The organism is Stenotrophomonas sp. YJH_SMC_122, assembly GCF_059369535.1.
Window position 1 is genome coordinate 39,422 of record NZ_JCAFST010000012.1, and the last position, 23,051, is coordinate 62,472.

19 protein-coding genes are annotated in these 23,051 nt (G+C 66.6%); 8 read left to right on the top strand and 11 right to left on the bottom strand.

The features are described 5' to 3' along the window. Positions 1 to 9 precede the first annotated feature (9 nt). Complete coding sequence (locus AC5P66_RS15765) at positions 10 to 1,080, bottom strand: ferredoxin reductase (RefSeq protein WP_180880158.1); 1,071 nt, start codon at positions 1,078 to 1,080, stop codon at positions 10 to 12. Positions 1,081 to 1,172: 92 nt separating this feature from the next. On the opposite strand from AC5P66_RS15765, the gene fabR reads away from it, so the two are divergent. The 3 genes from fabR (at position 1,173) to AC5P66_RS15780 (ending at position 4,776) form a co-directional block, all read left to right on the top strand. Beyond that, positions 1,173 to 1,829, top strand: coding sequence for an HTH-type transcriptional repressor FabR (gene fabR, locus AC5P66_RS15770; RefSeq protein ID WP_049439070.1), 657 nt, complete (start codon positions 1,173 to 1,175; stop codon positions 1,827 to 1,829). Between the two features lie 246 nt (positions 1,830 to 2,075). Then, a complete protein-coding gene (locus AC5P66_RS15775; RefSeq protein WP_241896207.1) occupies positions 2,076 to 4,226 on the top strand; it encodes a TonB-dependent receptor plug domain-containing protein in 2,151 nt (716 codons plus the stop codon). Further along, positions 4,216 to 4,776, top strand: coding sequence for a thioredoxin-like domain-containing protein (locus AC5P66_RS15780; RefSeq protein ID WP_049414981.1), 561 nt, complete (start codon positions 4,216 to 4,218; stop codon positions 4,774 to 4,776). Before AC5P66_RS15775 ends, AC5P66_RS15780 begins: the two co-directional genes overlap by 11 nt. A 69-nt stretch (positions 4,777 to 4,845) precedes the next feature. On the opposite strand, the gene mntR is transcribed toward AC5P66_RS15780, so the two are convergent. After that, on the bottom strand, positions 4,846 to 5,316 hold the full coding sequence (gene mntR / locus AC5P66_RS15785) for a manganese-binding transcriptional regulator MntR (protein WP_005413716.1): 471 nt from the start codon (positions 5,314 to 5,316) through the stop codon (positions 4,846 to 4,848). Between the two features lie 117 nt (positions 5,317 to 5,433). On the opposite strand from mntR, the gene AC5P66_RS15790 reads away from it, so the two are divergent. Next, entirely contained in the window at positions 5,434 to 6,765 is a 1,332-nt protein-coding gene (locus AC5P66_RS15790) for an Nramp family divalent metal transporter (protein WP_099495981.1), read from the top strand. Positions 6,766 to 6,878: 113 nt separating this feature from the next. On the opposite strand, the gene AC5P66_RS15795 is transcribed toward AC5P66_RS15790, so the two are convergent. The 4 genes from AC5P66_RS15795 to AC5P66_RS15810 all read right to left on the bottom strand — a co-directional run bounded on the left by AC5P66_RS15795 (position 6,879) and on the right by AC5P66_RS15810 (position 11,145). Further along, positions 6,879 to 7,205: a thioredoxin family protein gene (locus AC5P66_RS15795; RefSeq protein ID WP_049414983.1), complete on the bottom strand. Its 327-nt coding sequence runs from the start codon at positions 7,203 to 7,205 to the stop codon at positions 6,879 to 6,881. Then, positions 7,177 to 7,644: a flavodoxin gene (locus tag AC5P66_RS15800; protein WP_080354738.1), complete on the bottom strand. Its 468-nt coding sequence runs from the start codon at positions 7,642 to 7,644 to the stop codon at positions 7,177 to 7,179. Before AC5P66_RS15800 ends, AC5P66_RS15795 begins: the two co-directional genes overlap by 29 nt. Before the next feature lie 25 nt (positions 7,645 to 7,669). Next, positions 7,670 to 8,710, bottom strand: coding sequence for a ribonucleotide-diphosphate reductase subunit beta (locus tag AC5P66_RS15805; RefSeq protein WP_099495832.1), 1,041 nt, complete (start codon positions 8,708 to 8,710; stop codon positions 7,670 to 7,672). A gap of 71 nt (positions 8,711 to 8,781) precedes the next feature. Continuing rightward, positions 8,782 to 11,145, bottom strand: a complete 2,364-nt coding sequence (locus tag AC5P66_RS15810) for a ribonucleoside-diphosphate reductase subunit alpha (protein WP_099495835.1) — start codon at positions 11,143 to 11,145, stop codon at positions 8,782 to 8,784. 430 nt (positions 11,146 to 11,575) lie between these two features. On the opposite strand from AC5P66_RS15810, the gene AC5P66_RS15815 reads away from it, so the two are divergent. Together AC5P66_RS15815 and AC5P66_RS15820 are read left to right on the top strand one after the other, a co-directional pair. After that, positions 11,576 to 12,553 (top strand): zinc-binding dehydrogenase, encoded by a 978-nt coding sequence (locus tag AC5P66_RS15815; RefSeq protein WP_099495831.1) that lies wholly within the window; start codon positions 11,576 to 11,578, stop codon positions 12,551 to 12,553. Positions 12,554 to 12,785: 232 nt separating this feature from the next. After that, entirely contained in the window at positions 12,786 to 15,413 is a 2,628-nt protein-coding gene (locus AC5P66_RS15820) for a TonB-dependent receptor (protein WP_495216502.1), read from the top strand. Positions 15,414 to 15,479: 66 nt separating this feature from the next. Here AC5P66_RS15820 and betT read toward each other — a convergent pair whose 3' ends face one another. The 4 genes from betT to AC5P66_RS15840 all read right to left on the bottom strand — a co-directional run bounded on the left by betT (position 15,480) and on the right by AC5P66_RS15840 (position 18,799). After that, positions 15,480 to 17,459: a choline BCCT transporter BetT gene (gene betT / locus AC5P66_RS15825; protein ID WP_099495830.1), complete on the bottom strand. Its 1,980-nt coding sequence runs from the start codon at positions 17,457 to 17,459 to the stop codon at positions 15,480 to 15,482. Between the two features lie 183 nt (positions 17,460 to 17,642). Next, complete coding sequence (locus tag AC5P66_RS15830; RefSeq protein ID WP_099495829.1) at positions 17,643 to 18,023, bottom strand: VOC family protein; 381 nt, start codon at positions 18,021 to 18,023, stop codon at positions 17,643 to 17,645. A 96-nt stretch (positions 18,024 to 18,119) separates the two neighbouring features. After that, complete coding sequence (locus AC5P66_RS15835) at positions 18,120 to 18,443, bottom strand: DMT family transporter (RefSeq protein WP_134968381.1); 324 nt, start codon at positions 18,441 to 18,443, stop codon at positions 18,120 to 18,122. Continuing rightward, positions 18,443 to 18,799, bottom strand: coding sequence for a DMT family transporter (locus tag AC5P66_RS15840; RefSeq protein ID WP_099495827.1), 357 nt, complete (start codon positions 18,797 to 18,799; stop codon positions 18,443 to 18,445). Before AC5P66_RS15840 ends, AC5P66_RS15835 begins: the two co-directional genes overlap by 1 nt. 159 nt (positions 18,800 to 18,958) lie before the next feature. On the opposite strand from AC5P66_RS15840, the gene AC5P66_RS15845 reads away from it, so the two are divergent. Next, positions 18,959 to 19,810 (top strand): LysR family transcriptional regulator, encoded by an 852-nt coding sequence (locus tag AC5P66_RS15845; RefSeq protein ID WP_049413941.1) that lies wholly within the window; start codon positions 18,959 to 18,961, stop codon positions 19,808 to 19,810. Positions 19,811 to 19,910: 100 nt separating this feature from the next. Here AC5P66_RS15845 and AC5P66_RS15850 read toward each other — a convergent pair whose 3' ends face one another. Beyond that, entirely contained in the window at positions 19,911 to 20,831 is a 921-nt protein-coding gene (locus AC5P66_RS15850; protein ID WP_099495826.1) for a M14 family metallopeptidase, read from the bottom strand. A gap of 132 nt (positions 20,832 to 20,963) precedes the next feature. Here AC5P66_RS15850 and AC5P66_RS15855 point away from each other — a divergent pair, with 132 nt between their 5' ends. After that, positions 20,964 to 23,045 (top strand): TonB-dependent receptor family protein, encoded by a 2,082-nt coding sequence (locus AC5P66_RS15855; protein ID WP_099495825.1) that lies wholly within the window; start codon positions 20,964 to 20,966, stop codon positions 23,043 to 23,045. The last annotated feature ends 6 nt before the right edge of the window (positions 23,046 to 23,051 follow it).

The following is a 23,051-nucleotide window of genomic DNA, read 5'->3' on the forward strand; positions in this document are numbered from 1 at the left end:
CAGGCGTCCTCAGAGATCCAGGGTCAGGTCGGTGGTCGGTGCGCTCACGCAGATCCGTACCGGCTGTGCCGATTCGGACTGCAGGTCGCCAGTGCGCAGGTGGCGGGTGGCGCCACTGACGCGGTCGCAGCTGCAGGTGTTGCAGATGCCCATGCGGCAACCGTGCTTGGGCTTGATGCCATGGGCTTCCAGGCTTTCCAGCAGCGAACGGCCACGCGGCACGCTCAGCTGGCGGCCACTGCGCGCCAGCGTCAGCGACACCTCGCCCTCGCTGCTGGCGTCACGCAGCGGCGCCGGCGGAGTGAACGCTTCCGCCTGGAAACCCGCGACCTGGTGCGCCAGGCGTTGGCGCGCAGCGGCAACGAATCCATCCGGGCCACAGGCCAGCACGTGGCGCTGCGCCAACGGGGTGTCATCGCCTGCCACCTGCAGATCGTGGGTATCGATGCGTGCGGCAGGCGCATCACCTTCGCGGGTGGTCAGCAGGTGCACGCGCAGGTTCGGCTGGCTGGCGGCCAACGCCTGCAGCTCATCACGGAACTGCAGGTGGGCGGCGCTGCGCTCCCAGTAGAACAGGTCCACCGGCGCGGCCAGCGGGCGCTGGCAGGCTTCGCGCAGCAGGCTGCGCATCGGCGTGATGCCACTGCCGGCCGCCAGCAGCAATACCGGCGCTGCGGCCGGCAACTGGAATTCACCGAACGCCGCCTCCAGGCGGAACAGCTCGCCCGGCTGCGCATGGTTCACCAGATGCTGGCTGACCCGGCCGCCGTCGACCGCCTTGACGGTGATCGCCAGTTCGCGCGGTCCCAGCACGGTGGGGCTGTAGCTGCGCTGCCACAGGCGTCCTTCAATCTCCACGCCCAGGGTGACGTGCTGGCCCGCGCGCATGCCGGCCCAGTGCCGGTTGGTGCGCAGGACCAGGGTCGCCGCGCCCTCGCCGGCCGGCTCGCGCCGGACCAGGCGGGCCACCGGCTCGCGCAGGGTCCACAGGGGATTGAGCTGGCCCGCCCAGAAATCGAACAGCGACGGCGAGACCCAGCGGTACGGAGAGAACAGGGACGGACGGACGACAGCGCTCATGGGCGCACTATACGGGCGCACATACACCTGTGTATACATGTGTATATTGAACCGGATTGGGTATGATTCAGCCTCGCCGCACCGGAACCCCCATGGCCGCCGCCACCGCCTTGTCGCCGCCCGAAGATGCCAACAGCCCGGCCCGCCGTACGGTGAGCCGCGAAGATCTGCTGGCCGCCGCCCTGAAGCTGATCGGGCCGCACCGCAGCCTGTCCACGCTCAGCCTGCGCGAAGTGGCACGCGAGGCCGGCATCGCGCCGAACAGCTTCTACCGGCAGTTCCGCGACATGGACGAACTGGCCGTAGCGCTGATCGACGCGGCCGGCCGCTCGCTGCGCACCATCATCGGCGAGGCGCGCCAGCGCGCCACCTCCACCGCCACCAGCGTGGTGCGGGTCTCGGTGGAGACCTTCATGGAACAGCTGCGCGCCGACGACAAGCTGCTGCACGTGCTGCTGCGCGAGGGCGCGGTGGGTTCGGACGACTTCAAGCACGCGGTCGAACGCGAGCTGCACTATTTCGAGGAAGAGCTGCAGCACGACCTGGTGCGCCTGGCCGCACTGGATGGCGCGGTGCTGCACGCTCCGGAACTGGTGGCCAAGGCCATCACCCGGCTGGTGTTCGCGATGGGCGCCACCGCCATGGATCTGCCGCCGGAGAAGGATCCGGAGCTGGTCGAACAGATCTCCACGATGATCCGCATGATCATTGTCGGCGCCCGCACGCCCGCCGCATTCCGCCGCGGCTGACGATCCGACCCCGCCTCCCCGCCTGTACGGCAACTCCATCCTGCGGACATGACCACCGGCAGGGTTGCGGTCGTTTTATGTAATGTTATAACACAACCATAATCTGACTCGACCAGCGCCCAGTCGTAATTGCTGCGGCTTCCTTATATAGCACTTGCTATCTTCATGAGCCGCTGCTTTCATATGCGTCAGCCAGGTCGCCCTCGCCGCCTTTCTTCCCCCAAGGACGACGCCCTCATGTGCTCCATGCCCCACCGCTTCCGACGGTTGCCGCTGGCCGCCGCCATTGCCCTGACCCTGCCGCTGCCTGCACTGGCCGACACTCCGAAACCGACCGAACTGGACCGTGTGCAGGTCAGGGTCAGCACTGCCACGCGCAGCGAACGCCTGCTGTCGGACGTGCCGATCCGCACCGAAGTGCTGCGCAAGGAAGACATCGCGCTGCGCGCGGCCACCGACTTCTCGCGCGCCGCCGAGCTGATCAACGGCCTGCGCGTGGAAAGCAACTGCCAGAACTGCAACACCAGCGAAGTACAGCTGCTGGGCCTGCCCGGCGCCTACAACCAGCTCCTGTTCGATGGCATTCCGCTGCTGTCCACGCTGGGCAGCGTGTACGGCCTGGAACAGATCCCGGCCGGGTTCGTCGACCGCATCGAAGTGGTCAAGGGCGGCGGCTCGGCGCTGTACGGCCCGGGCGCGGTTGCCGGTGTGATCAACCTGATTCCGCCGCTGCCGGTGCGCAGCGGTGGCCATGTACAGGCCGGCGTGGATGTGCTGAAGGGTACGCCGCAGAAGAACGCCGACGTGCGGCTGGACCTGGTTGCCAAGGACGCAGACGCCGGCCTGTCGGTGATTGCCCAGCGCAACTGGAACAGTGGCATCGACTACAACGGCGACGGCTACACCGAAATCACCCGCAAGAACCTCAAGGTCGGCGGGCTGCAGGCCTGGTACGCGCCCACGCCGGGCACGCGGCTGCGCCTGGACCTGCAGGTGACCGATGAAACCCGCCGCGGCGGCAACCGCCTGGACCAGCCCGAATACCTGGCCAACATCGCCGAATCGCTGGATACGAAATACCGGCGCGGCAGCGTGTCGTGGGACCAGGAGATCACTGCCGACGTCGATTTCCGCCTGGCCTATGCCTTCGCCGACATCGACCGCGACAGCTTCTATGGCGGCCTGGGCGACGTGGTCACCGATCCCTCGGCGCCCGGCTATGACCCGTTGCAGCTGGACCCCGACGTGGCCGGCAGCGCGGCCTCGCGTTCGTGGCGCCAGTACGGCCGCACCCACAACCCGCTGCACTACATCGACAGCCAGTTGAACTGGCGGCGGGGCGCGCATGCGCTGGCCTTCGGTGTGCAGTACAAGCACGAGGCGCTGCGCGACGACAACCGTACCGGTGACGGGCAGCGTCTCGCGGTGCTGGAGGATGCGACCTTCCACAACCTGGGCGCCTTCATCCAGGACGAGTGGAGCCTGCGCGACAACGTCGACCTGGTGCTGGGCGCACGCGTGGACAAGAGCTCGGAACTGGACAACGCGGTGTTCTCACCACGCATCGCGCTGGCCTGGCAGGCCACGCCGAACCTGAAGTGGCGCGCCGGCATCGCCACCGGCTTCCGTGCGCCGGAGATCTTCGTCGAGGATGTGCATGTCGATACGCTGGGCGGCGAACAGGTGCGCGTGCGCAACGCGGACGGTCTGAAAGAAGAGCGCGCGTTGACCACCCTGTTCGGCTTCGACTGGCGTTCGGACCCGGCCGATCCGGTGTGGAGCTGGGATGCCACCGCCTCCTATGCACGCATCCGCGACACCTTCGCGCTGGGCGAGATCCAGCGCGGCGATGACGGCCAGCTGAGCCAGCTGCGCTACAACGCCTCCGGCTCGAACGTGCTGGGTGCGGAAACCAACCTCGGCTGGCAACCCTCGCCGCAGTGGCGCCTGACCGCCGGTGCCTCGTGGTACCGCTCGCGCTTCCGCGAGCCGCAACGCATCTTCGACGACAGCGGCGACGGTGGCGACACCGTGATCGAAAGCCGCGATTACCTGAAGACACCGCGCTGGACCGGCCTGGCGCAGCTCAGCTGGATGCCGGCCGAACCGTGGGAAACCTTCGTCGCGCTGCGCCATACCGGGCCGATGTCGGTGCTGAACAACCGGCTGGGCGAGCTGCACCGCACGCGGTCATTCCTGGTCACCGACCTCGGTGCGCGCTGGCACCGGCATCTGGGCGCACAGGCGCAGCAGGAAGTGTCGGTGGCCGCGGGCGTCAAGAACGTATTCGACCAGCGCCAGAAGGACCTCGAAGTGGGGGCGCTGCGGGACAGCGACTATGTCTACGGGCCGCGCTTCGCGCGCTCGTGGTACCTCAACCTGCGCTATGCGTTCTGAAGCACTGCGGACGCTGCTGCTGACCGGCGCGCTGCTGCTGGCCGTACCGGCGATGGCGGCAGACCTGCACACGCAGGTCGCCGCCTCGTTGATGCGTCCCGAGCAGCGAACGCTGCGGCCGATGCAGTGGTCGCCGCCGCCGAAGCTGGTCGCGCTGTACTTCGGTGCCGACTGGTGCGCACCGTGCCATGCGTTCGTACCCACGCTGCGCAGCGTACGCGACATGTTGCGCGAGGCCGGGGCCGATACCGAAGTGGTCTACATCAGCCTGGATGAGAGCGAGGCCGCGCTTCGCCGCTACATGCACGCGCAGGACATGCCGTGGCCGGTACTGGACCCGCGCCGCGCCGCGCGCATGCCGGCACTGCAGGCCTTAGCCGGGCTGGCCCCGCCGAATCTGGTATTGATCGATGCCGACGGCACGGTGCTGGCCAATGGCTGGCAAGGTCGGCGCTATGAAGGCCTGCAAGCGGTGTTGAAGGAATGGACGAAACGGGCCTGCGCGCAGGAACAGGCGCGCTGCCCCAACGGCGCCATCCAACCACGGTAGCGCCGGGCCATGCCCGGCGAAAGGCATGAACACGGCGACGCGCCCGCCGGGCATGGCCCGGCGCTACCGTTACGGCGCCCCGCCCTCGGCCTTCCGTACAAACGCCTCGAACAACGCCAGCGTCTGCTCGCTGACATGGTGCTCGATGCCCTCCGCATCACGCCGTGCGGTGTCTGCGTCCACGCCCAGCGCCAGCAGGAAACGCTCCACGGTCTGGTGGCGCTGGCGGCTGGCATGGGCCAGCGCCTCACCTTCCGGGGTCAGGAACACGCCACGGTACGGCCGCTGCACCACCCAGCCATCGCGGGCCAGGCGCCGCAGCATCTTCGCCACCGTAGGCTGGGCCACGCCCAGGCGCGTCGCGATGTCGACCTGGCGGGCCTCGCCGCCGTCGGCCAGCAGGTCCGAGATCAGCTCGACATAGTCTTCCACCAGCTCCATCCGGTGCGCCTCGCGCACTTGCCGGAAGCTCTCGACCTGGCGCTCGGCCTCGATCAAGGGGGTGCTCTTCAGCGATGTCGAATCGTCGGTCTTGCCCACGCCTGCGCCTGTCCTTCCGGGGTGATCCGGTGTTGAACCTGAATTCTGGACCAGTCACACGATAAAGACGATTGTTTCACGTTGCTAATGACTATAGCAGTAGCTATATTCGGACCCATGAACACCCTGGTGCCCCGCGACCCTTCGGCCTCCACTCCGGCCAGCCTGGGTGCGCTCAACGCCTCAGTCGCGGTGCCCGACAAGGGCCATTGGTGGTTCCGCCTGCTGGCCTTCCTCGGCCCGGGCTACATGATCTCGGTCGGCTACATGGACCCGGGCAACTGGGCCACCGACCTCGCCGGTGGTTCGCGCTTCGGCTACCTGCTGCTGTCGGTCATCCTCATTTCCAACCTGATGGCGGTGATCCTGCAGGCACTGTCGGCACGGCTCGGCATCGCCACCGGCATGGACCTCGCGCAGGCCTGCCGCGCCCGCTACCCGAAGCCGGTGAACCTGGCACTTTGGGCGCTGTGCGAGGCGGCGATCATCGCCTGCGACCTGGCCGAGGTGATCGGCACCGCGATCGCGCTGAAGCTGCTGTTCGATCTGCCACTGCTGTGGGGTGCGGTGATCACTGCGCTGGATACGCTGCTGGTTCTGCTGCTGATGAACCGCGGCTTCCGCGCGCTGGAAGCGTTCGTGATCGCGCTGCTGATGGTGATCTTCGCCTGCTTCGTGGTGCAGATCGCGATGGCTGCCCCGCCAGTGATGGCGGTGCTGGGCGGGTTCATTCCGCGCGCTCAGGTGGTGACCGATCCGCACGCGCTGTACATTGCGATCGGCATCATCGGTGCCACGGTGATGCCGCATAACCTGTACCTGCATTCGTCCATCGTGCAGACCCGCGCCTACCCGCGCACGGATGAAGGCCGCCGCAGCGCACTGCGCTGGGCGGTCACCGACAGCACCCTTGCGTTGACGCTCGCATTGTTCATCAACGCCAGCATCCTGATCCTGGCGGCGGCCGTGTTCCATGCCAATGGCCGTTTCGACGTGGAAGACATCGAGCAGGCCCACCAGCTGCTGGCGCCGATGCTGGGCGTGGGTGCGGCGGCGACGCTGTTCGCCGTGGCCTTGTTGGCCTCGGGCCTGAACTCGACGGTGACCGCGACGCTGGCCGGCCAGATCGTGATGGAAGGTTTCCTGCACCTGCGGATGCCGCCGTGGCTGCGACGGCTGATCACACGAGCGCTGGCGATCATTCCGGTGGTGGTGGTGATCCTGCTGTTCGGCGACCAGGGCGCGGTGAAGCTGCTGGTGCTGAGCCAGGTGGTGCTGTCGATGCAGCTGCCATTCGCGATCATCCCGCTGGTACGGATCGTGACCGACAAGGTGACGATGGGCGCGCTGGTGGCCCCGCGCTGGCTGGGCGCAATCGCCTGGGTGATCGCGCTGGTGATCGTGGTGTTGAACGTGAAGCTGCTGGTGGACGCCTTCAGCGGCGCATAGCGCGAAATGACAATGACGCCTTTGTAGAGTCGAGCCATGCTCGACTCATCGCACACCGCACGAACAGCAGCCGAGCATGGCTCGGCTCTACAAATGTAGCGCGATGCTCGGCTCTACAAATGCAACGCGATCGCGGCCTCGATCTGCTGCGGCGACTGGAACCCGGCCAGGCGCGCGCGTTCGTCGCCATCACGGAACAGAGACAGCGTCGGCGTCTGCCGCAGCCCCAGTTCCCTGAAGAACGCCTCACCCAGCACCTCCAGCTGCACGCGCAGCAACGTGGTGCCCTGCCCCGCGACGCTGTTGGCCACCCGGTGCAGCGACATCTCCAGCATCCGGCACCCCGGGCACTGGTCCTTGTGGAAATCCACCAGCACCCGCGGGTGCTCGGCCAGCAGCTGCTGGAACTGCTCAGGCGTGGTGGCGTCGATGATCTGCATCGTGGTTGCTCCAGTAGTGGGCCAGGACCGCATCGGTCCAGGCGTCGATGGCTGCGGCGTGACGCTCGCCATGCGGCATCTGCTCGATCTCGAGCGGCGGATAGTCGCTGCGGAAATAGCGGATCAGCCGGTGCACGGCGCCGCAGTAGTACTCCTGCCCCCACTGCGTTTCGCCGGTACCGAACACCGCCAGCTGGCGTGGCTGCTGACCGCGCTCGGCAATGCCGGCCACCCACGCCTTCATCTCCGCTGGCGTGCGCCCAGCGTTGTCGGTCCAGCAGCCCAGCAGCACCAGGTCGGCCTCGTTGGCCGCCAATGAGGGGGCCTGACGCAGGTCGTCGGCCTCCTGCCAGTGCACCGCATGACCTGCCGCGCGGCAGCGCTCGGCGATCTGCCGGCCGAGCTCGCGGGTATTGCCGCTCAAGGAGGCGACCACCATCAGGATGCTCAGCGCGGCGCTGGGCTCAGAGATCGTCGAAGCCGTTGTCGACGTTGGTCTTCTTGTAACTTGCATTGCGCATCTCGAAGAAGTCGGTCTTGGTCTCGGTGAAGTTGTCGGCGTAGGCCCGGATCCATGGCATCACGTTGTCGGTGGTGTCGCTGTACAGGCGCTCGATGCCGAGCATGCCGGCCATCTTGTTGGCCCGGTACTTCACGTAGCGCGTCATCTCGTCCACGTCGATGCCATCGATGCCATCCAGCACCTCCGACGACCACTGCGTCTCAAGCTCGATGGCATGTTCGAATGACTGGTGCACATAGGCGGTCAATTCATTGGTCTGCAGCTCGGGGTTTTCGCCGATGATGGCGCGGATCAGCTCGCTGATGAACTTGGTATGGGCCAGCTCGTCGCGATTGATGAAGCTGATGATCTTGCCGGTGCCGTTCATGCGGTTCTGCCGCACCATGTTGTAGAAGTACGCGAACCCGGAATAGAAGTTGATGCCCTCCAGGATCGAGGACTGGATCAGCGACTTGAGCAGGGTCTCGGCGGTCTTCTCGCGCATGAAGTCGTCATACGCGCTCATGATCGGGGCATTGCGCTTGATGATGGTCGGGTGGGTGCGGGCGATCTCGAAGATGCGGTTCTGGTTCGGCAGGTCGGTGATCGAGGCCAGCACGTAACTGTAGCTCTCGTTGTGGATCACTTCCTGCTGGCCGATGATCGCCGCGTTGGCATGTGCAGCCGGGTCGGTGATGTACTCGGCCACGTTGTAGATGAAACGCGTCTGTGGCGAATCCAGCGTGGCCAGCAGGCCGATGATCGAGTCGTAGGCGTTCTTCTCGCGCCCTGACAGCTCGCCGTACTGGCGCGCGTCCAGCTTCATGTCCACCTCGTCGGGAATCCAGAAGTTGGTCGACAGCTCCTTGTAGGCCCGATAGAACGACGGGTACGGGATGTCGTTCCAGTTGAGGATGCCGCTGGTCTGGCCGTTGATGATGCCGGTGCTGCGGTTGGGATGGCGCGGTTCGAGGATCTTGATGCGCTCGAGGGGGGTTGCCATGGGCTTCTGCCTTCGTTCTCTTTCTATCGTGTTGCCGGCCAGCGGCCGGCACTACCGTGGGTCGCCGGTGGTCAGCTGGCGCACCACTCGCATTCGCTGATGTCGATGTCGTTGGAGCGCACGTAATAGGTGGTCTTCAGGCCTTCGCGCCAGGCGCTCAGGTGCAGCTCCAGCAGCGTGCTCGCACGGATGGTGCTGGGCACGTACAGGTTGAAACTGATCGACTGGTCGACATGGCGCTGGCGGCGCGCGTTCTGGCGCACGCTGGCGAACTGGTCGACCTTGTAGGCGCCCTTCTCGTAGTACGGCCAGGTCTCCAGCGACAGTCCCGGTGCTGCCACCGGCCGCCGGAAGTCCTTCTTCTCCTCGTAGTAGAACGCGCTGTAGATCGGGTCGATCGAAGCGGTGGAACCGGCAATCTGCGCGGTGCTCATGTTCGGCGCCACGGCCAGCAGCCATCCGTTGCGCAGGCCGTGCGTGGCGACCTCGCGGGCCAGGCTGTCCCAGGCCGCGCCGCTGTAGCCCCGGTCACTGAAGTAGCGTCCGTTGTGCCAGTCGCTGCCGGCGAACATCGGGTAGCTGCCCTTCTCCTTCGCCAGTTGCGCGCTGGCCTGGATGGTCAGGAAGTTGATGCGTTCGTAGAGACGGTCGGCCAATCCTTCGGCATCCGGAGATTCCCACTGGATTGCCTGCTGCGCCAGCAGGTGGTGCCAACCGAACGTGCCCAGGCCGATGGCGCGGTACTTGCGGTTGGTGATCGTGGCCTGCGGCACCGGCAACGCGTTGAGGTCGATCACGTTGTCGAGCATGCGCACCTGGATCGGGATCAGGCGCTCCAGCACATCGGTGGCCAGCAGGTCATCAGGTGCACTGATCGCGCGGCCGAGGTTGATCGAGGAGAGGTTGCAGACCACGAAGTCACCGGCACGGCGCGTGGTGACGATCTGGTCGCCGCTGACGATCTCCTGGATCATCCGCGTCGGGCTCATGTTCTGCAGGATCTCGGTGCACAGGTTGCTGGAATAGATCATGCCCGCGTGCTTGTTCGGATTCCTGCGATTGACCTCGTCGCGGTAGAACAGGAACGGGTTGCCGGTCTCCAGCTGGCTAAGCATGATCCGCTTGAACAGATCGATGGCCTTCACCGTTCGGCGGCTGATGCGCTCATCGGCCACCAGCTCGGCATAGCGGTCGCGGAAGCTGCCCGAACCGCGCTTCTCATCGTAGAAGTCCTGCAGGTACCAGCCCTTGGCCTGCTTCACCTCGTGCGGGTCGAACAGGTACCAGTCGGCGCGGCGCTCCACCGCTTCCATGAACAGGTCGGGTACGCACACCGAGGTGAACACATCGTGCGCGCGCAGGCGCTGGTCGCCGTTGTTGAGGCGCAGGTCCATGAAGGCTTCGATGTCGCGGTGCCAGATGTCCAGGTACACCGCCACCGCGCCCTTGCGCTGGCCAAGCTGATCAACCGACACCGCCGTGTTGTTGAGCTGCTTGATCCACGGCACCACGCCGCCGGAGGAATTGGCCACGCCACGGATCGGTGCGCCGCTGCTGCGCACGTAGCCCAGGTAGGCGCCAACGCCGCCGCCGTGCTTGGACACGCGCGCGATATCGGTGTTGGAGTCATAGATGCCCTGCAGGCTGTCGTCCACCGTGTCGATGAAGCAGCTGGACAGCTGGCCGCCCACCTTGCCGGCGTTGGCCAGGGTCGGCGTAGCCACCGTCATGTACAGGTTGGACAGCGCCCAGTACGCCTCGCCGACCAGCTGCATGCGGCGTTCGCGCGGCTTTTCCTCCTGCATCAGGTACAGCGCGATGGTCAGCCAGCGCTCCTGCGGCAGTTCATAGACCTCGCGGCTGCGGTCGCTGGCCAGATAGCGCGTGGCCAGCAGGTATAAGCCGTTGTAGGCGAACAGGCGGTCGCGTTCCGGATCGATCATCTCACCGGCCTGCTGCAGCTCTTCCTTCGAATAGCAGCGCAGGATGTCGTTGCTGTAGATGCCGCGGTCAGCCAGGCTTTCCTGCAGGCCTACGTAAGAGCCGTACTTCAGGCTGACATCGTAGAAGCGGTTGCGGCTGGCACGCTTGTACAGGCGGCGCAGGTAGATGCGCGCGGCGAACTGTTCCCACTCGGGCGCGACCAGGTCCACGCGCGATTCGGCCTCGCGGATCAACAGATCGACCAGGTCATCGGCGCTGAGGCTGGGCTTGCGCTCGACCATTGCCTGCACAACGCGGCGATAATCGCTCACATCCAGCTGCGGGAACTCGGCATGCACGGCATCGATGCTGCGCTGCAGGCGCTCGGCGTCGAACGGCAGGCGGCGGTTGCCGGCCTCCTTGGTGATCCAGGTCGGTATGCGCTCGCCACCGGCGCGCAAGGCGTCGCCAGCGCCGGCCGGATCGGCCACGCGGAAGGTACTGTCGGTCATGGTGGTGAAACTCCAGGCTCGCACGCGCATTGGCGGTCGATGCCATGGCGGCCCTGGACGCGATACCGGCGCACGGGGCGAACGGGTGGATTGCCAGGGTACGGGAACGTAGGTCGTCGGCATCTGCCTGCGCCTGCGGCCGGTATCCGGGCCGTGGGGGCGACCTGCGTCCGCACGGTGGCGGCCGCGTCGACACGGCAAGCCTTCAGGGGCGGGCCGCGGGACGTTTGCTGCATGTCCGGCGGCGGCGGCTGACCGGGAGTGACGGGCACAACATAGTGGGGATACTCCAAGCCGTCAACACAAGATGCGGTAATCACGACATGCCGCGACGATCCGTCGCAGGATGCCGTGTTGCACCCGCAGCACCTTGTCGACGCGGCGCACGTCCCCAGTTCGGTACAACATCACTTTCTCCGGAACCTCGCTCATGCGCGCTGCCCAGTACTCCTCCTTCGGCAACCCGGCCGACGTCCTCGCCACTGCCGATGCCGCCCTGCCCGAGCCCGGCCCCGGCGAGGTGCGCATCCGCACTGTGCTGGCCTCGATCCACAATCACGACCTGCTGACCGTGCGCGGGCTGTATGGCTACAAGCCGACGCTGCCGGCGATTGGCGGCAGCGAAGCATTGGGCGTGGTCGACGCACTGGGCGACGGCGTCGACGGCCTGCAGATCGGCCAACGCGTCGCCGCCGCATCGGTGCACGGTACCTGGGCCGAAGCGTTCATTGCACCGGCACGCATGGTGATTCCGATGCCGGAGGCGATTCCGGACGAGATGGCCGCACAGTTGATCGCGATGCCGCTGAGCGCGCTGATGCTGCTGGAATTCCTGCACGTCGAAGCAGGCCAGTGGATCGTGCAGAACACCGCCAACGGCGCGGTCGGCAAGTCGCTGGCGATGTTGGCGAAGGCGCGTGGCGTGCATGTGGCCAACCTGGTGCGCAATGCCGATGCGGTCGCGCAGTTGCAGGCGCTGGGCGTCGATCATGTGTTCGACACCTCGGTGGACGGATGGAAGGAACGCGTGCGCGCAGCCACTGGCGAAGCACAGGCCGCGGCCGCAGTGGATTCCATCGGCGGCGACGCCAGTGGCGATCTGGTCGACCTGCTCGGCCACCACGGCACGCTGGTGTCGTTCGGTGTGATGAGTGGCGAGCCGATGCACATTCCTGCCGGCGGCCTGATCTACAAGGAGGCCACCGTGAAGGGCTTCTGGGGCAGCAAGGTCAGCCAGGCGATGGCGGTGGAGGACAAGCGCCGGCTGGTCGGCGAACTGCTGAAGCGTGCTGCTGGCGGCGAGCTGACGCTGCCGGTGGAGCAGATCTTCGCGCTGGACGACATCGCCGAGGCAGTGAAGATCGCAGGAGGCTCGGGCCGCAACGGCAAGGTGCTGCTGCAGCCTTGATGGGCTGGCATTGCCTTCTGTAGAGCCGAGCCACGCTCGGCTGCTTTCCGGTCAGTGCGCGGAGCCGAGCGTAGGCTCGGCTCTACAGGAGCGTGCGCACCAATGCTCCGCACTCCTCGCACCGTTCGTTAAGAACCTGTGATGTATAACTGAATGCGCTTTCGTCATTGGAAGGCGCATGTACCTGCATGCGGTACTGACGGCTCCTCCCCCGTTCGGCGTTGTCGCTTCCATGTACCGCACCACCCTGAACCTGCTTGCCGGCGCGATTGCGCTGGTCCTCACCGCCGGCGCTGCCGGCGCCGCTGAAACCGCCGATGCCGGCAAGGACAACATCACCCTCGGCACCGTGCTGGTGACCGGCTCCAACATCAAACGCAGTGATACCGCCGGGCCGAACCCGGTGCAGATCGTCAGCCGCGAACAGATCGAGCAGACCGGCCGCTCCACCCTCACCGACGTACTGCGCAACCTGTCGGCCAATGCCGGCAACAGTTTCGATGAGCAGTACACCGGCAGTTTCGCCGCTGGCTCGGCCTCGATCGGCCTGCGTGGCCTGTCGCCGAAGAACACGCTGGTGCTGGTCAATGGCTACCGCGTCTCCAACTTCGGCTTCGCGCTGAATACCCAGGACACCTTCGTCGACCTCAACGCGCTGCCGATCAGCGCGGTCGAACGCATCGAAGTGCTGAAGGATGGCGCCTCGGCGGTGTACGGTTCCGATGCCATCGCCGGCGTCATCAACATCATCCTGCGAAAGAACTTCCAGGGCGTGGAAGTCGGCGGCGGCTTCGGCACCGCGACACAGGGCGGCCTGGACGAACGCAAGGCCAACCTGCTGGCCGGCTTCGGTGACCTCGAACAGCAGGGCTGGAACGTGTTGTTCGGGCTGGACCTGCTCAAGCGCGATCGGCTGGATGCCGACCAGCGCGCCTACACCCGCAGCGGCGATTTCCGCGACAGGCCCGGTGGCCGTCTGGCCGGCTGGTCCACCGCCGGTGGCAACTGGCTGTCCAACCCGCGCGCACCCCAGCCGTTCTCCAGCTGCCCCGACGGCAGCCAACTGCGCCCCTACAGCGATTTCGGCAGCACCCTGCCCGGCCAGGCCTGCGCCTTCAACGCACAGCCGTTCAAGACCCTGCAACCCGGTGCCGAGCGCCTGCAGGCCTCGTTGAGCGCGACCTACCGCTTCAATGACAGCGTCGAAGCGTTCGCCGACGTACTGTACAGCCACAACAAGGCCGACCAGATCTTCAGCGCGCCGCTGACCGTCGGCCCCGGCCTGCGCGCGTACAACCCGGCCACCGGCACCCTGATCGACGTGCCGGCGGTGCTGCCGGTCGGCCACCCGAACAACCCGGGCAGCACGCCGCTGCCGTTCGAGTACACCTTCTTCGATCTGGGCCCGCGCCTGAAAGACAACACCCAGGTGTTCTACCGTGCCCTGGCCGGCGTGCGCGGCAGTGGCGAGCGCTGGGACTGGGAAGTGGCGGCGCTGACCTCGCAGAGCGCGCAGCGCGAATACGTGGACAACTTCGTCAACCGCTACGCGTTCGAGCAGATCCTGCGCGATGGCAGCTACAACTTCCTCGATCCCTCCAGCACGCCGGGGGCGCTGGACGCCCTGCGCCTGCAGACCAAGCGTCCGGGCTGGTACAAGCTGCACGCGTTGAACGTAAAGGCCTCGACCTCGCTGTGGGAACTGCCGGCCGGTACGGTCGGCTTCGCCTGGGGTGCCGAGTTCCGCAAGGAGTCGCTGGATGCGCGTACCAGTGCGCAGGTGCTGTCGGGCACCGAACTGCGCCCGGCCATCAACGTGGTCAACGGCGAGCGCCAGGTCAGCGCCGCCTACGCCGAACTGAGCGTGCCGCTGCACCGCACGCTGGAACTGCAGGTTGCGGGCCGCGGCGACCACTACGATGACTTCGGCAAGGCGTTCTCGCCGAAGCTGGCGTTGCGCTGGCAGCCGCTGGACAGCCTGCTGCTGCGTGGTTCGTTCTCGCGTGGCTTCCGCGCCCCCTCGCTGCCGGAAATCGCACCGGGCCAGACCGTCAGCTACGGCTCGGTGATCGATCCGCTGGATCCGCTGCAGCCCGGCGGCAGCCGTGGCGTCACCAACATCCGCACCGGCAACCCGGACCTGAAGGCCGAGCGCTCGCGCAACTTCAACGTGGGTGCGGTGTGGTCACCGGATGGCGATACCAGCATCGGCCTGGACTGGTACCGCATCGAACAGGACAACCTGGTCAAGCCGGACAGCGCGCAGTTCATCGTCGACAACCCGACGCTGTTCCCCGGCCGCGTGCAGCGTGATGCACAGGGACGCATCCAGTTCATCACCAACCAGTACGCGAACCAGGGCGAGCTGACCACCTCGGGCTTGGATCTGGAAGCCAACCGCACCTTCCGCACCGAAGGCTGGGGCAACTTCACCGTCGCCGGCAGTTGGACCCACCTGCTCAGCTTCAAGCAGCCGCTGGTGGCCGGCCAGGCACCCTATGACGGCGCCGGCAACAACCGCCACGGCGCGCTGCCGCGCACCCGCGGCACCACCTCGCTGAACTGGGCGGTGGGCGACTGGAGCAGCACGCTGAGCCTGCAGTACGTGAGCGGCTACGACCAGCGCGTGGCGACGGCGACCAGCAATCCGGGGCTGCGCGACCGCATCAAGCCGTATCACCAGCTGGACCTGTACGTGGCGTACGAGGGCATTCCGAAGACCACGCTGTCGCTGTCGGTGCTGAACCTGACCGACAAGGATCCGCCGTTCGACCCGGCCGGTGGCTCCAACGGTTTCGACATCAGCCAGTACAACCTGCGCGGGCAGTTCGTCTCGCTGGGTGCGCGCTACCGGTTCTGATTCGGCAACGGGGCGGCGGTGATGCGCCGCCCCGTTCGCGTTGCCGGCCAGCGGCCGGCACTACCATCACCGGCTCAGGTGCAGGAACTGCAGGTGCCGTTCGTACTGGCTGATGATGTCGTTGATGATCTGCTTGCGGCTGTAGCCCACCAGGTCGTAGTCCTGGCTGCCTTCGAACAGATGCACTTCAGCGCGGTAGTAGCGCTGGTTGCGCAGCTGCTGTGCGGCGAACGACGGGGTCAGGTAGCCGCTCAGGATCACCCGGTACAGGAAGTCCTGCTGTTCGCCGTGATTGACCGTCAGCTCCATGTCGCCGGCCTCGAAGCGGGTGGATACGTCCCAACCCTGCCCGCGCAGCTGTTCGGCCACCGCCTCCATCGCCGGCTTCACCGTGTCATCCATGAAGCGGTAGACCTGGTCGCGCACCGGGAAGTGCATGGCCTGGCTCAGGCGCTGGCGCCAGCCCTGGTGATGGCGGTCGTCGCCGATCAGCGGCGAGGGCCGGTACTGCAGCGCGCGCTTGCGGTGCGACTCGTCACTGAAGGCGCGGGTCAGGCCCCACATCATCAGCAGCAGGATCGCCGAGAACGGCAGCGATGCCAGCACCACCGCCGATTTCAATGCATCGATGCTGCCGGCCAGCAACAACCCGGCGGTCAGCACCGCGATCACCGTGCCCCAGAACACGCGCAGCCAGCGCGGACCATCGTCCTCGGGCGATCCACCATGCGACGACAGCGTGGACAACACCACCGCCCCCGAATCAGCGGAGGTCACGAAGAAGATGAAGCTGACCAGCACCGTCACGGCGATCACCGTGCGGCTCCACGGGTAGCCATCCAGCAGTGCATACAGCACCGTCGGTGGATCATCCACCGCCAGCTGCGCCAGTTGTTGCTGGCCGTGGTGCAGCACCTGGTCCAGCGCGCTGTTGCCGAAGATCGACAGCCAAGCCAGGGTGAAGCCGAGCGGGATCAGCAGCACCCCGAATACGAATTCGCGGATGGTGCGGCCCCGTGAGATGCGCGCGATGAACAGGCCGACGAACGGCGCCCAGCCGATCCACCAGGCCCAGTAGAACACCGTCCAGCCGCCCAGCCATTCCGGGCGACCGCCGTAGGCGTAGACGTCGAAACTCTTGCCGACCACGCTGCCCAGGTAATCGCCCAGGTTCTGCATCAAGGTACTGAACAGGTACTGCGTCGGGCCGGCAAACAGCATGAACAGCACCAGCGCGATCGCCAGCAGCATGTTGATGTTGGCCATCCAGCGCACACCCTTCTCCACGCCTGAAACCGCCACGGCCACCGCCGCGCCCATCATGCTGACCACCAGGATGATCTGCACCAGGTTGGAGTGCGGAATGTCGAACAGGTGCGACAGGCCGGCATTGAGGTGCAGCACGCCGAAGCCCATGTCGGCGCCGATGCCGAATACGGTCGCGACGATGCCCAGCGCATCCACGGTGTAGCCGATCGGGCCATTGATGCGCTTGCCGATCAGCGGGTACAGCGCCGAGCGCAGGGCCAGTGGCAGGTTGTGGCGATAGGCGAAGTAGGCCATCGCCATCGCCGCCAGTGCGAACACGCCCCAGCCGTGCAGGCCCCAGTGCAGGAACAGCAGCTGCATGGCCTGGCGCGCGCCAGCCTCGCCTGCGGCCGGATCGCCCTGCGGCGGCTGCAGGTAGTGGGTCAGCGGCTCGGAGACGCAGAAGAAGAACAGGGTGATGCTGATGCCGGCGGCGAACAGCATGCCGGCCCACGAGAGGTAACTGAACTCCGGCTCGTCATGGTCGGCACCCAGCTTGATGCCACCGTACTTGGACAGCGCCACGCCCACCACGAACACCAGGTACAGGGTCATGGCCAGCAGGTAGTACCAGCCGACGTTGAGGGCGGCCCAGTCCTGTGCCTTGAGCAGAAGGCGGCCCGCGCCGAGCGGGAACAGGCTGACGAACAGCGCGAACGCCACGACAACGATCGCCGCGAAGGCGAACACAGGCCGAAGGGTGCGCACCGGGGATTGTTGCGGCTCCAGTACGTCCATGGGGCGGCGTTCTCCGGTAGATCAAAGGGTTAGCCGACCGATTCTGGCTGAACCGCAGTGGACAGAGCATGAAGTTGCGGGCTGAGGTCGCAGGCCCGTCCGCTCATTCCGTGGTATCACGCGCGCGCCGGAGCGCAACCTTGCCCGCGCGGGCCGCGGTGCGGCCACGCGCATCCTGTCCGATCACGACATTACATGCACCGCACACAGCTTGTTGCCATCCGGGTCACGCAGATAGGCCAGGAACACCTGCCGACCGGACATGTTGCGGACGCCGGGCGGATCTTCGATTGCGCTGCCACCGTGAGCCACGCCAGCTTCCTGCCAGGCACGCACGGCCTCTGCACTGCCCAGACTGAAACCGATGGTGCCGCCGTTGGCATGGCACGCTGGTTGCCCATCGATCGGCGCGGTTACACCGAACATCCGCCCATCCTTGAAGTACAGCAGCCGTCCCTTCTCGTCGAATACGCCCGGACGCGCGTCCATCGCGGCGAACAGGGCGTCGTAGAAGCGACGTGCGGCATCCATGTCGTTCGTTCCTACGGTGATGTGGCTGAACATGCGGACACTCCATGTGGAAAACCGCAGTGTCGATGAGCAAGGGCGACTTCGCAAATCGCTGCATCATCGCCGCCCCGCTCGCGACCGGGCGTGCTGCTACTTGGCGGTGCTGAGCAGCAGTACCGCCGCCGTGACCAGGGCGATGCCAACCCAGCCGATCGGCCGCAGGCGGTTGCCGAACAACAGGCGGCCGCAGCTGGCGGTGCCGATCACGCCGATCGCCCCCCACATCGCATAGGCCGTGGCCAGATCCATGTAGCGCACGGCCTGGCCCAGCAGGGCGAAGGCGATCCAGACCAGGACGATCGCACCGACGCCCCAGCGCCAACGACGGAAACCCTGCGACTTGGCCACCATCATGTTGGCGGCGACGTCGATCAGCGCCGAGCAGATCACGAAAAACAGGGCCAGGGTGTTCATCAGTGCGCCTCCCCGAGGGTGACGCAGACGATGCCGGCCACCGCCAGCATCAGGCCGGCCAGCTGCTGCAGCGACAGGCTCTCGCCGAACACGGTGAGGCCGACCACGGTCAGCAGGGTCAGGCCGAGGCCTTCCCACACCGCGTAGGCCACGCCCACAGCAATGCGGCGCACCGACTGCGCGAGGAAGAAGTAGGACAGCGCCAGCGCGCCGGCCATGATCAGGTAGTAGCCGCTCCAGCCGCCGTCGCGGGCGGCATGGGCCATGAACGAGGTGCCGACCACCTCGGCGATGATCGCCACGGTCAGGCAGGCCCAGGCGGCCAGCGCGCCACGGGCGGGAACAGTACGGGACATGTGAAGCTCCTTGCAGGGCGGGGACCGCGCCGCCTCTTCAATGGGTCCACGGCATGCGTGGAGGGTCCGGAACGCCCGCAGACAGGGGCGACGGCGGCCAGTATCATCGCCTTTTACGGTGGTACCAAAATGGATCCCATCGACAGGAGCGATGGATCAATGCCCTATTCCCCCGAATCCCTGCAGGCCTTCGTGGAAGCGGCCGCGCTGGGCTCGTTCTCGGCGGCGGCGCGCCGCCTGCGCAAGACGCAGTCAACGGTCAGTACCGCCATTGCCCATCTGGAGGCCGACCTGGGCGTGAGCCTGTTCGACCGCAGCGGGCGTTACCCCCAGTTGACCGAGGCCGGGCGCCAGGTGCTCGGCCATGCCCAGGAAATCCTCGCCGCCGATGCCCGCCTGCAGCAGTTGAGCGTGCGCCTGGCCGCGCCGGTCGAAGCGCGGCTGACGGTGGTGTTTTCCGATGTGTACCAGCTCGATCCGGAGCAGCGCGTGCTGCAGCGCTTTGCCGAAGCATTCCCGGAGATCGAACTGGAATGGCTGGATGCCGAAGGCGATGACGTGCTGGAGCTGGTCGGCAGCGGCCGCGCCGCGCTGGGCCTGCTGCCGCAACAGGAAAGCTATCCGGATGGCCTGATGGCCCGGCCGTTGGCCCATCACAGCGAACTGTCGGTGTACGTGGCGCGCGAGCACCCACTGGCCAACGCCGGCCGTCGCAGCGCCGCACAGCTGGCGCGGCACCGGCAGGTGCGATTGAGTGCGGAGGTCGATCAATCCCACATCGTCACCGGCCTGGCCTGGACCGCCACCGACTATCTGATGGTGATGGAGATGGCCGAGGACGGCATCGGCTGGGCCGAGCTGCCGCGGGCACTGGTGCAGCGTTACGACCGCGGGCGACTGGTGGAACTGACGCTGCCCGGCTGGCCGCGGCGCATCCACAGCGACCTGCTCTGGCGCCGCGACGCGCCGCCGGGACCGGCCGCACTGTGGTGGGCCGACGCGTTGGGATGACACGAAAAAGGGGACGGAGGGGATTAAGTCGTTTGTGCCACAAACGACTTAATCCCCTCCGTCCCCTTTTCAGTTGCCGGCCAGCGGCCGGTACTACCGGTCAACGATGGGCGAGCGCGTAATCCAGCGCCGCGCACACCGCGGCCACCTGCGCGTCGTTGCACTGCTGCGGGGTCGCCCGTGGGCTGTCCGGGTAGACCTCGGTGGTCGTGGTGAACTTCGCACCGGTGATGCCCGCGCACAGTCCGAGCTTCACCAGCGGATACTCGATCACGCCGTGGGCGATCACCGGCGAACCGATGATCTCGCCTTTGTCATCGGCGGGGGCGATATGGGTGACCTTCTCCACGGCAGCGATGACCGCCTGCTGGAAGGCCGGCTGCGGGTTCTCGCTGTCATCCACCAGGTAGAAGCCATCGGGGATCAGGCCCGGCTCGAAAGGCTTGCCGTCACGTGCGGCCAGCGCCGGGCGGAATTCGCTCTCGTCGCTGTCGGTGGTCTCGTGCAGGTCGATGTGCAGCACGAACTGGCCCTTGTCAGGCGCGATCAGCTCGATCAACGCGGTCGACTCACGGGCCGGACCATCCGTGCGGAAGTTGCGGTTCGGGTCGATCGCATCGAAGTTCCAGCGGTTGATGCGCTCGAAGCCCCACGGATTCACGCACGGCGCAACCAGCAGGTTGGCCTTGCCGGCATAGTCAGCGGCGTGCTCCTCGAGGAATTCCAGCGCGCCCATCACGCCGCTGGTCTCATAACCGTGCACGCCGCCGGTGACCAGCGCGGCGGGCAGCGCCGTGTTCCAGTCGCGGCTGCGCAGGGCGAACAGGGTGTAGCTCTCGCCGGCGTAGTCGAGCTGACCATAGGCCACCTTGTCGAAGCGCGAGGCCAGCGACTCGATCCGCGGCAGCACCTCCTTGTCGTACCGACGCAGGCGCTGCTGGCGGCCACGCCACAGCTCCCGTTCCGCCGCTCCCCACGGCTGGCCAGGGGTTCCGACGGGGTAGAAGGCGGCTTGGGACATGGCGGATTCTCAGCGAGTCAGGAAACAATCGCCCACTCTATCACCGGGGCACAGGCATGAACCGGGGGCGCATTCCAATAGCGAATGGAATCAGCAATAATTCTCATTTGCGACCTTCCACACCCTCTACCGATGGCCATCCACGCCCTGCAACCGGCCCGGCTGCCCCTGGCCGCCACCCTCGCCCTGTGCCTGCTTCCGGCCACCCGCGCCTTTGCCCAGGACAGCGCCACTACGCTGGACAGCATCCAGGTCTCGGGCAGCTGGCTGGGCACCGGCCTGCATGACAGCGTCAAGCGCTTTGCCGGCGCGCGCACGGTGGTCGACCGCCAGCGCATCGAGGCCAGCGGCGCGGCCAGCATCGGTGATGCCATGCGCCGCATCCCCGGCGTGCAGGTCACCGACAACTCCGGCACCGCCGGCAGTTCCGTGTCGCTGAACATCGGCGTGCGTGGCCTGACAGGCCGCTACTCGCCGCGTTCGACCGTGCTGCTCGATGGCGTGCCGCTGGCGGTGGCACCGTATGGGCAGCCGCAGCTTTCGTTCGCGCCGGCCAGCCTGTCAAACATCGAATCGATCGACGTGGTGCGTGGCGGCGGCGCGGTACGCTACGGCCCGCAGAACGTGGGCGGCATCATCAACTTCAGTACCCGTGCCATTCCCACCGGCACCGGCCTGCATGGCGAAGCCGGTGTGCGCTACACCGCCTACGACCACGGCGGCGGCGACAGCACCCAGTACAACGCCTTCCTCGGCGGCACCGGCGACAATGGCCTGGGCGCGGCCCTGCTGTACTCCGGCCAGGACGGCCGCGGCTGGCGCCAGGGCAGCGATGACCGCTTCAACGATCTCGCACTGAAGTTCGCTTACGCGATCGACGAACAGCAGGAGCTGCGCGCCAAGCTCTCCTACTACGACGTGCGTTCACTGACCCCGGGCGGCCTGACCCGCGCCCAGTACGAGGCCGACCCGTTCCAGAACACCCGCCCCACTGATTTCTGGAAGGGCCACCGCACCGGCATCGACCTGGGCTACACCAACACGCTGTCGGCCGACAGCGAGTTCGAGGTGCTGGCCTATTACAACGAAAGCAGCCGTGCCAGCTCGCTGATCAACGCCGCCAACACCCAGCTGACCGTGCAGCCGCGTGACTACCGCGTGCTCGGCATCGAGCCACGCTACACCCAGCGCCTGCACTGGGGCGCCAGCGTGCACGACATCACTGCCGGCTACCGCTTCCTGCGCGAGCGTGGCAACGACCGCAGCTACACCGTCACCCGCCGCACCGGCGTGGCCAGCGCCACCAACCGCTTCGACAACGCCACCGACGCCCACGCGTTCTACATCGACGACCGCATTGCGATCGGCCAGTGGCGGATCACCCCGGGCGTGCGCATGGAATGGATCGACATGGACCGCCGCCAGGCCGCGGGCGCGGCGACCTTCAGCAGCCGCAACGACAAGGCCCTGCCCTCGCTCAACATCGCCTACCTGCTGACGCCGCAGCTGACCGTGTTCGGCAACTACACCACCTCGTTCGGGCCCGTGCAGAACATCCAGCTCAATTCGCAGACGGCCAGCAACCGGCTGAATCCGGAAGTGGCCAGGACCACCGAGCTGGGTGCGCGCTGGCGGGACGGCGCACTGCGCGCGGAAGTGACCGTGTTCAAGATGCGCTTCGACAACCAGATCCTGCAGGTGCCGGGCATCACCCCGCCGACCTTCCAGAACATCGGCGCCACCGACCACAAGGGCGTGGAGAGCGCGGTGGAGTACCACTTCACCGAGGGCAGTGCGCTGGCCGGGTTGGAGCTGTATGCCAACTACACCTGGACCAAGGCGATCCAGCAGTCCGGTGACAACCGTGGCCTGGACGTGCCGTTCTACTCCCGCGACACCGACAGCGTCGGCGCCCGCTACACGCTCGCCGGGTGGACCTTCAATGTCTCCAGCACCCACCAGAGCGGCCAGTTCTCCGATGCCGCCAATACCTGGGAAGAAACCGCCGATGCGCGCGTGGGCCGCGTGCCGGGCGTGCGCCTGTGGAACGCGCAGGTGGCCTGGCAGGTGCCGGGCCTGGGTGACAGCGAGATCGCGATGGGCGTGAACAACCTGGCCGACAAGCGCTGGTACACCCGCAACGTCGATGGCAACGCCGGCCGCATGGTGGCCGCACCGCGCACCTTCTACGTGCAGGGCCGCTACCGCTTCTGAAGCGGT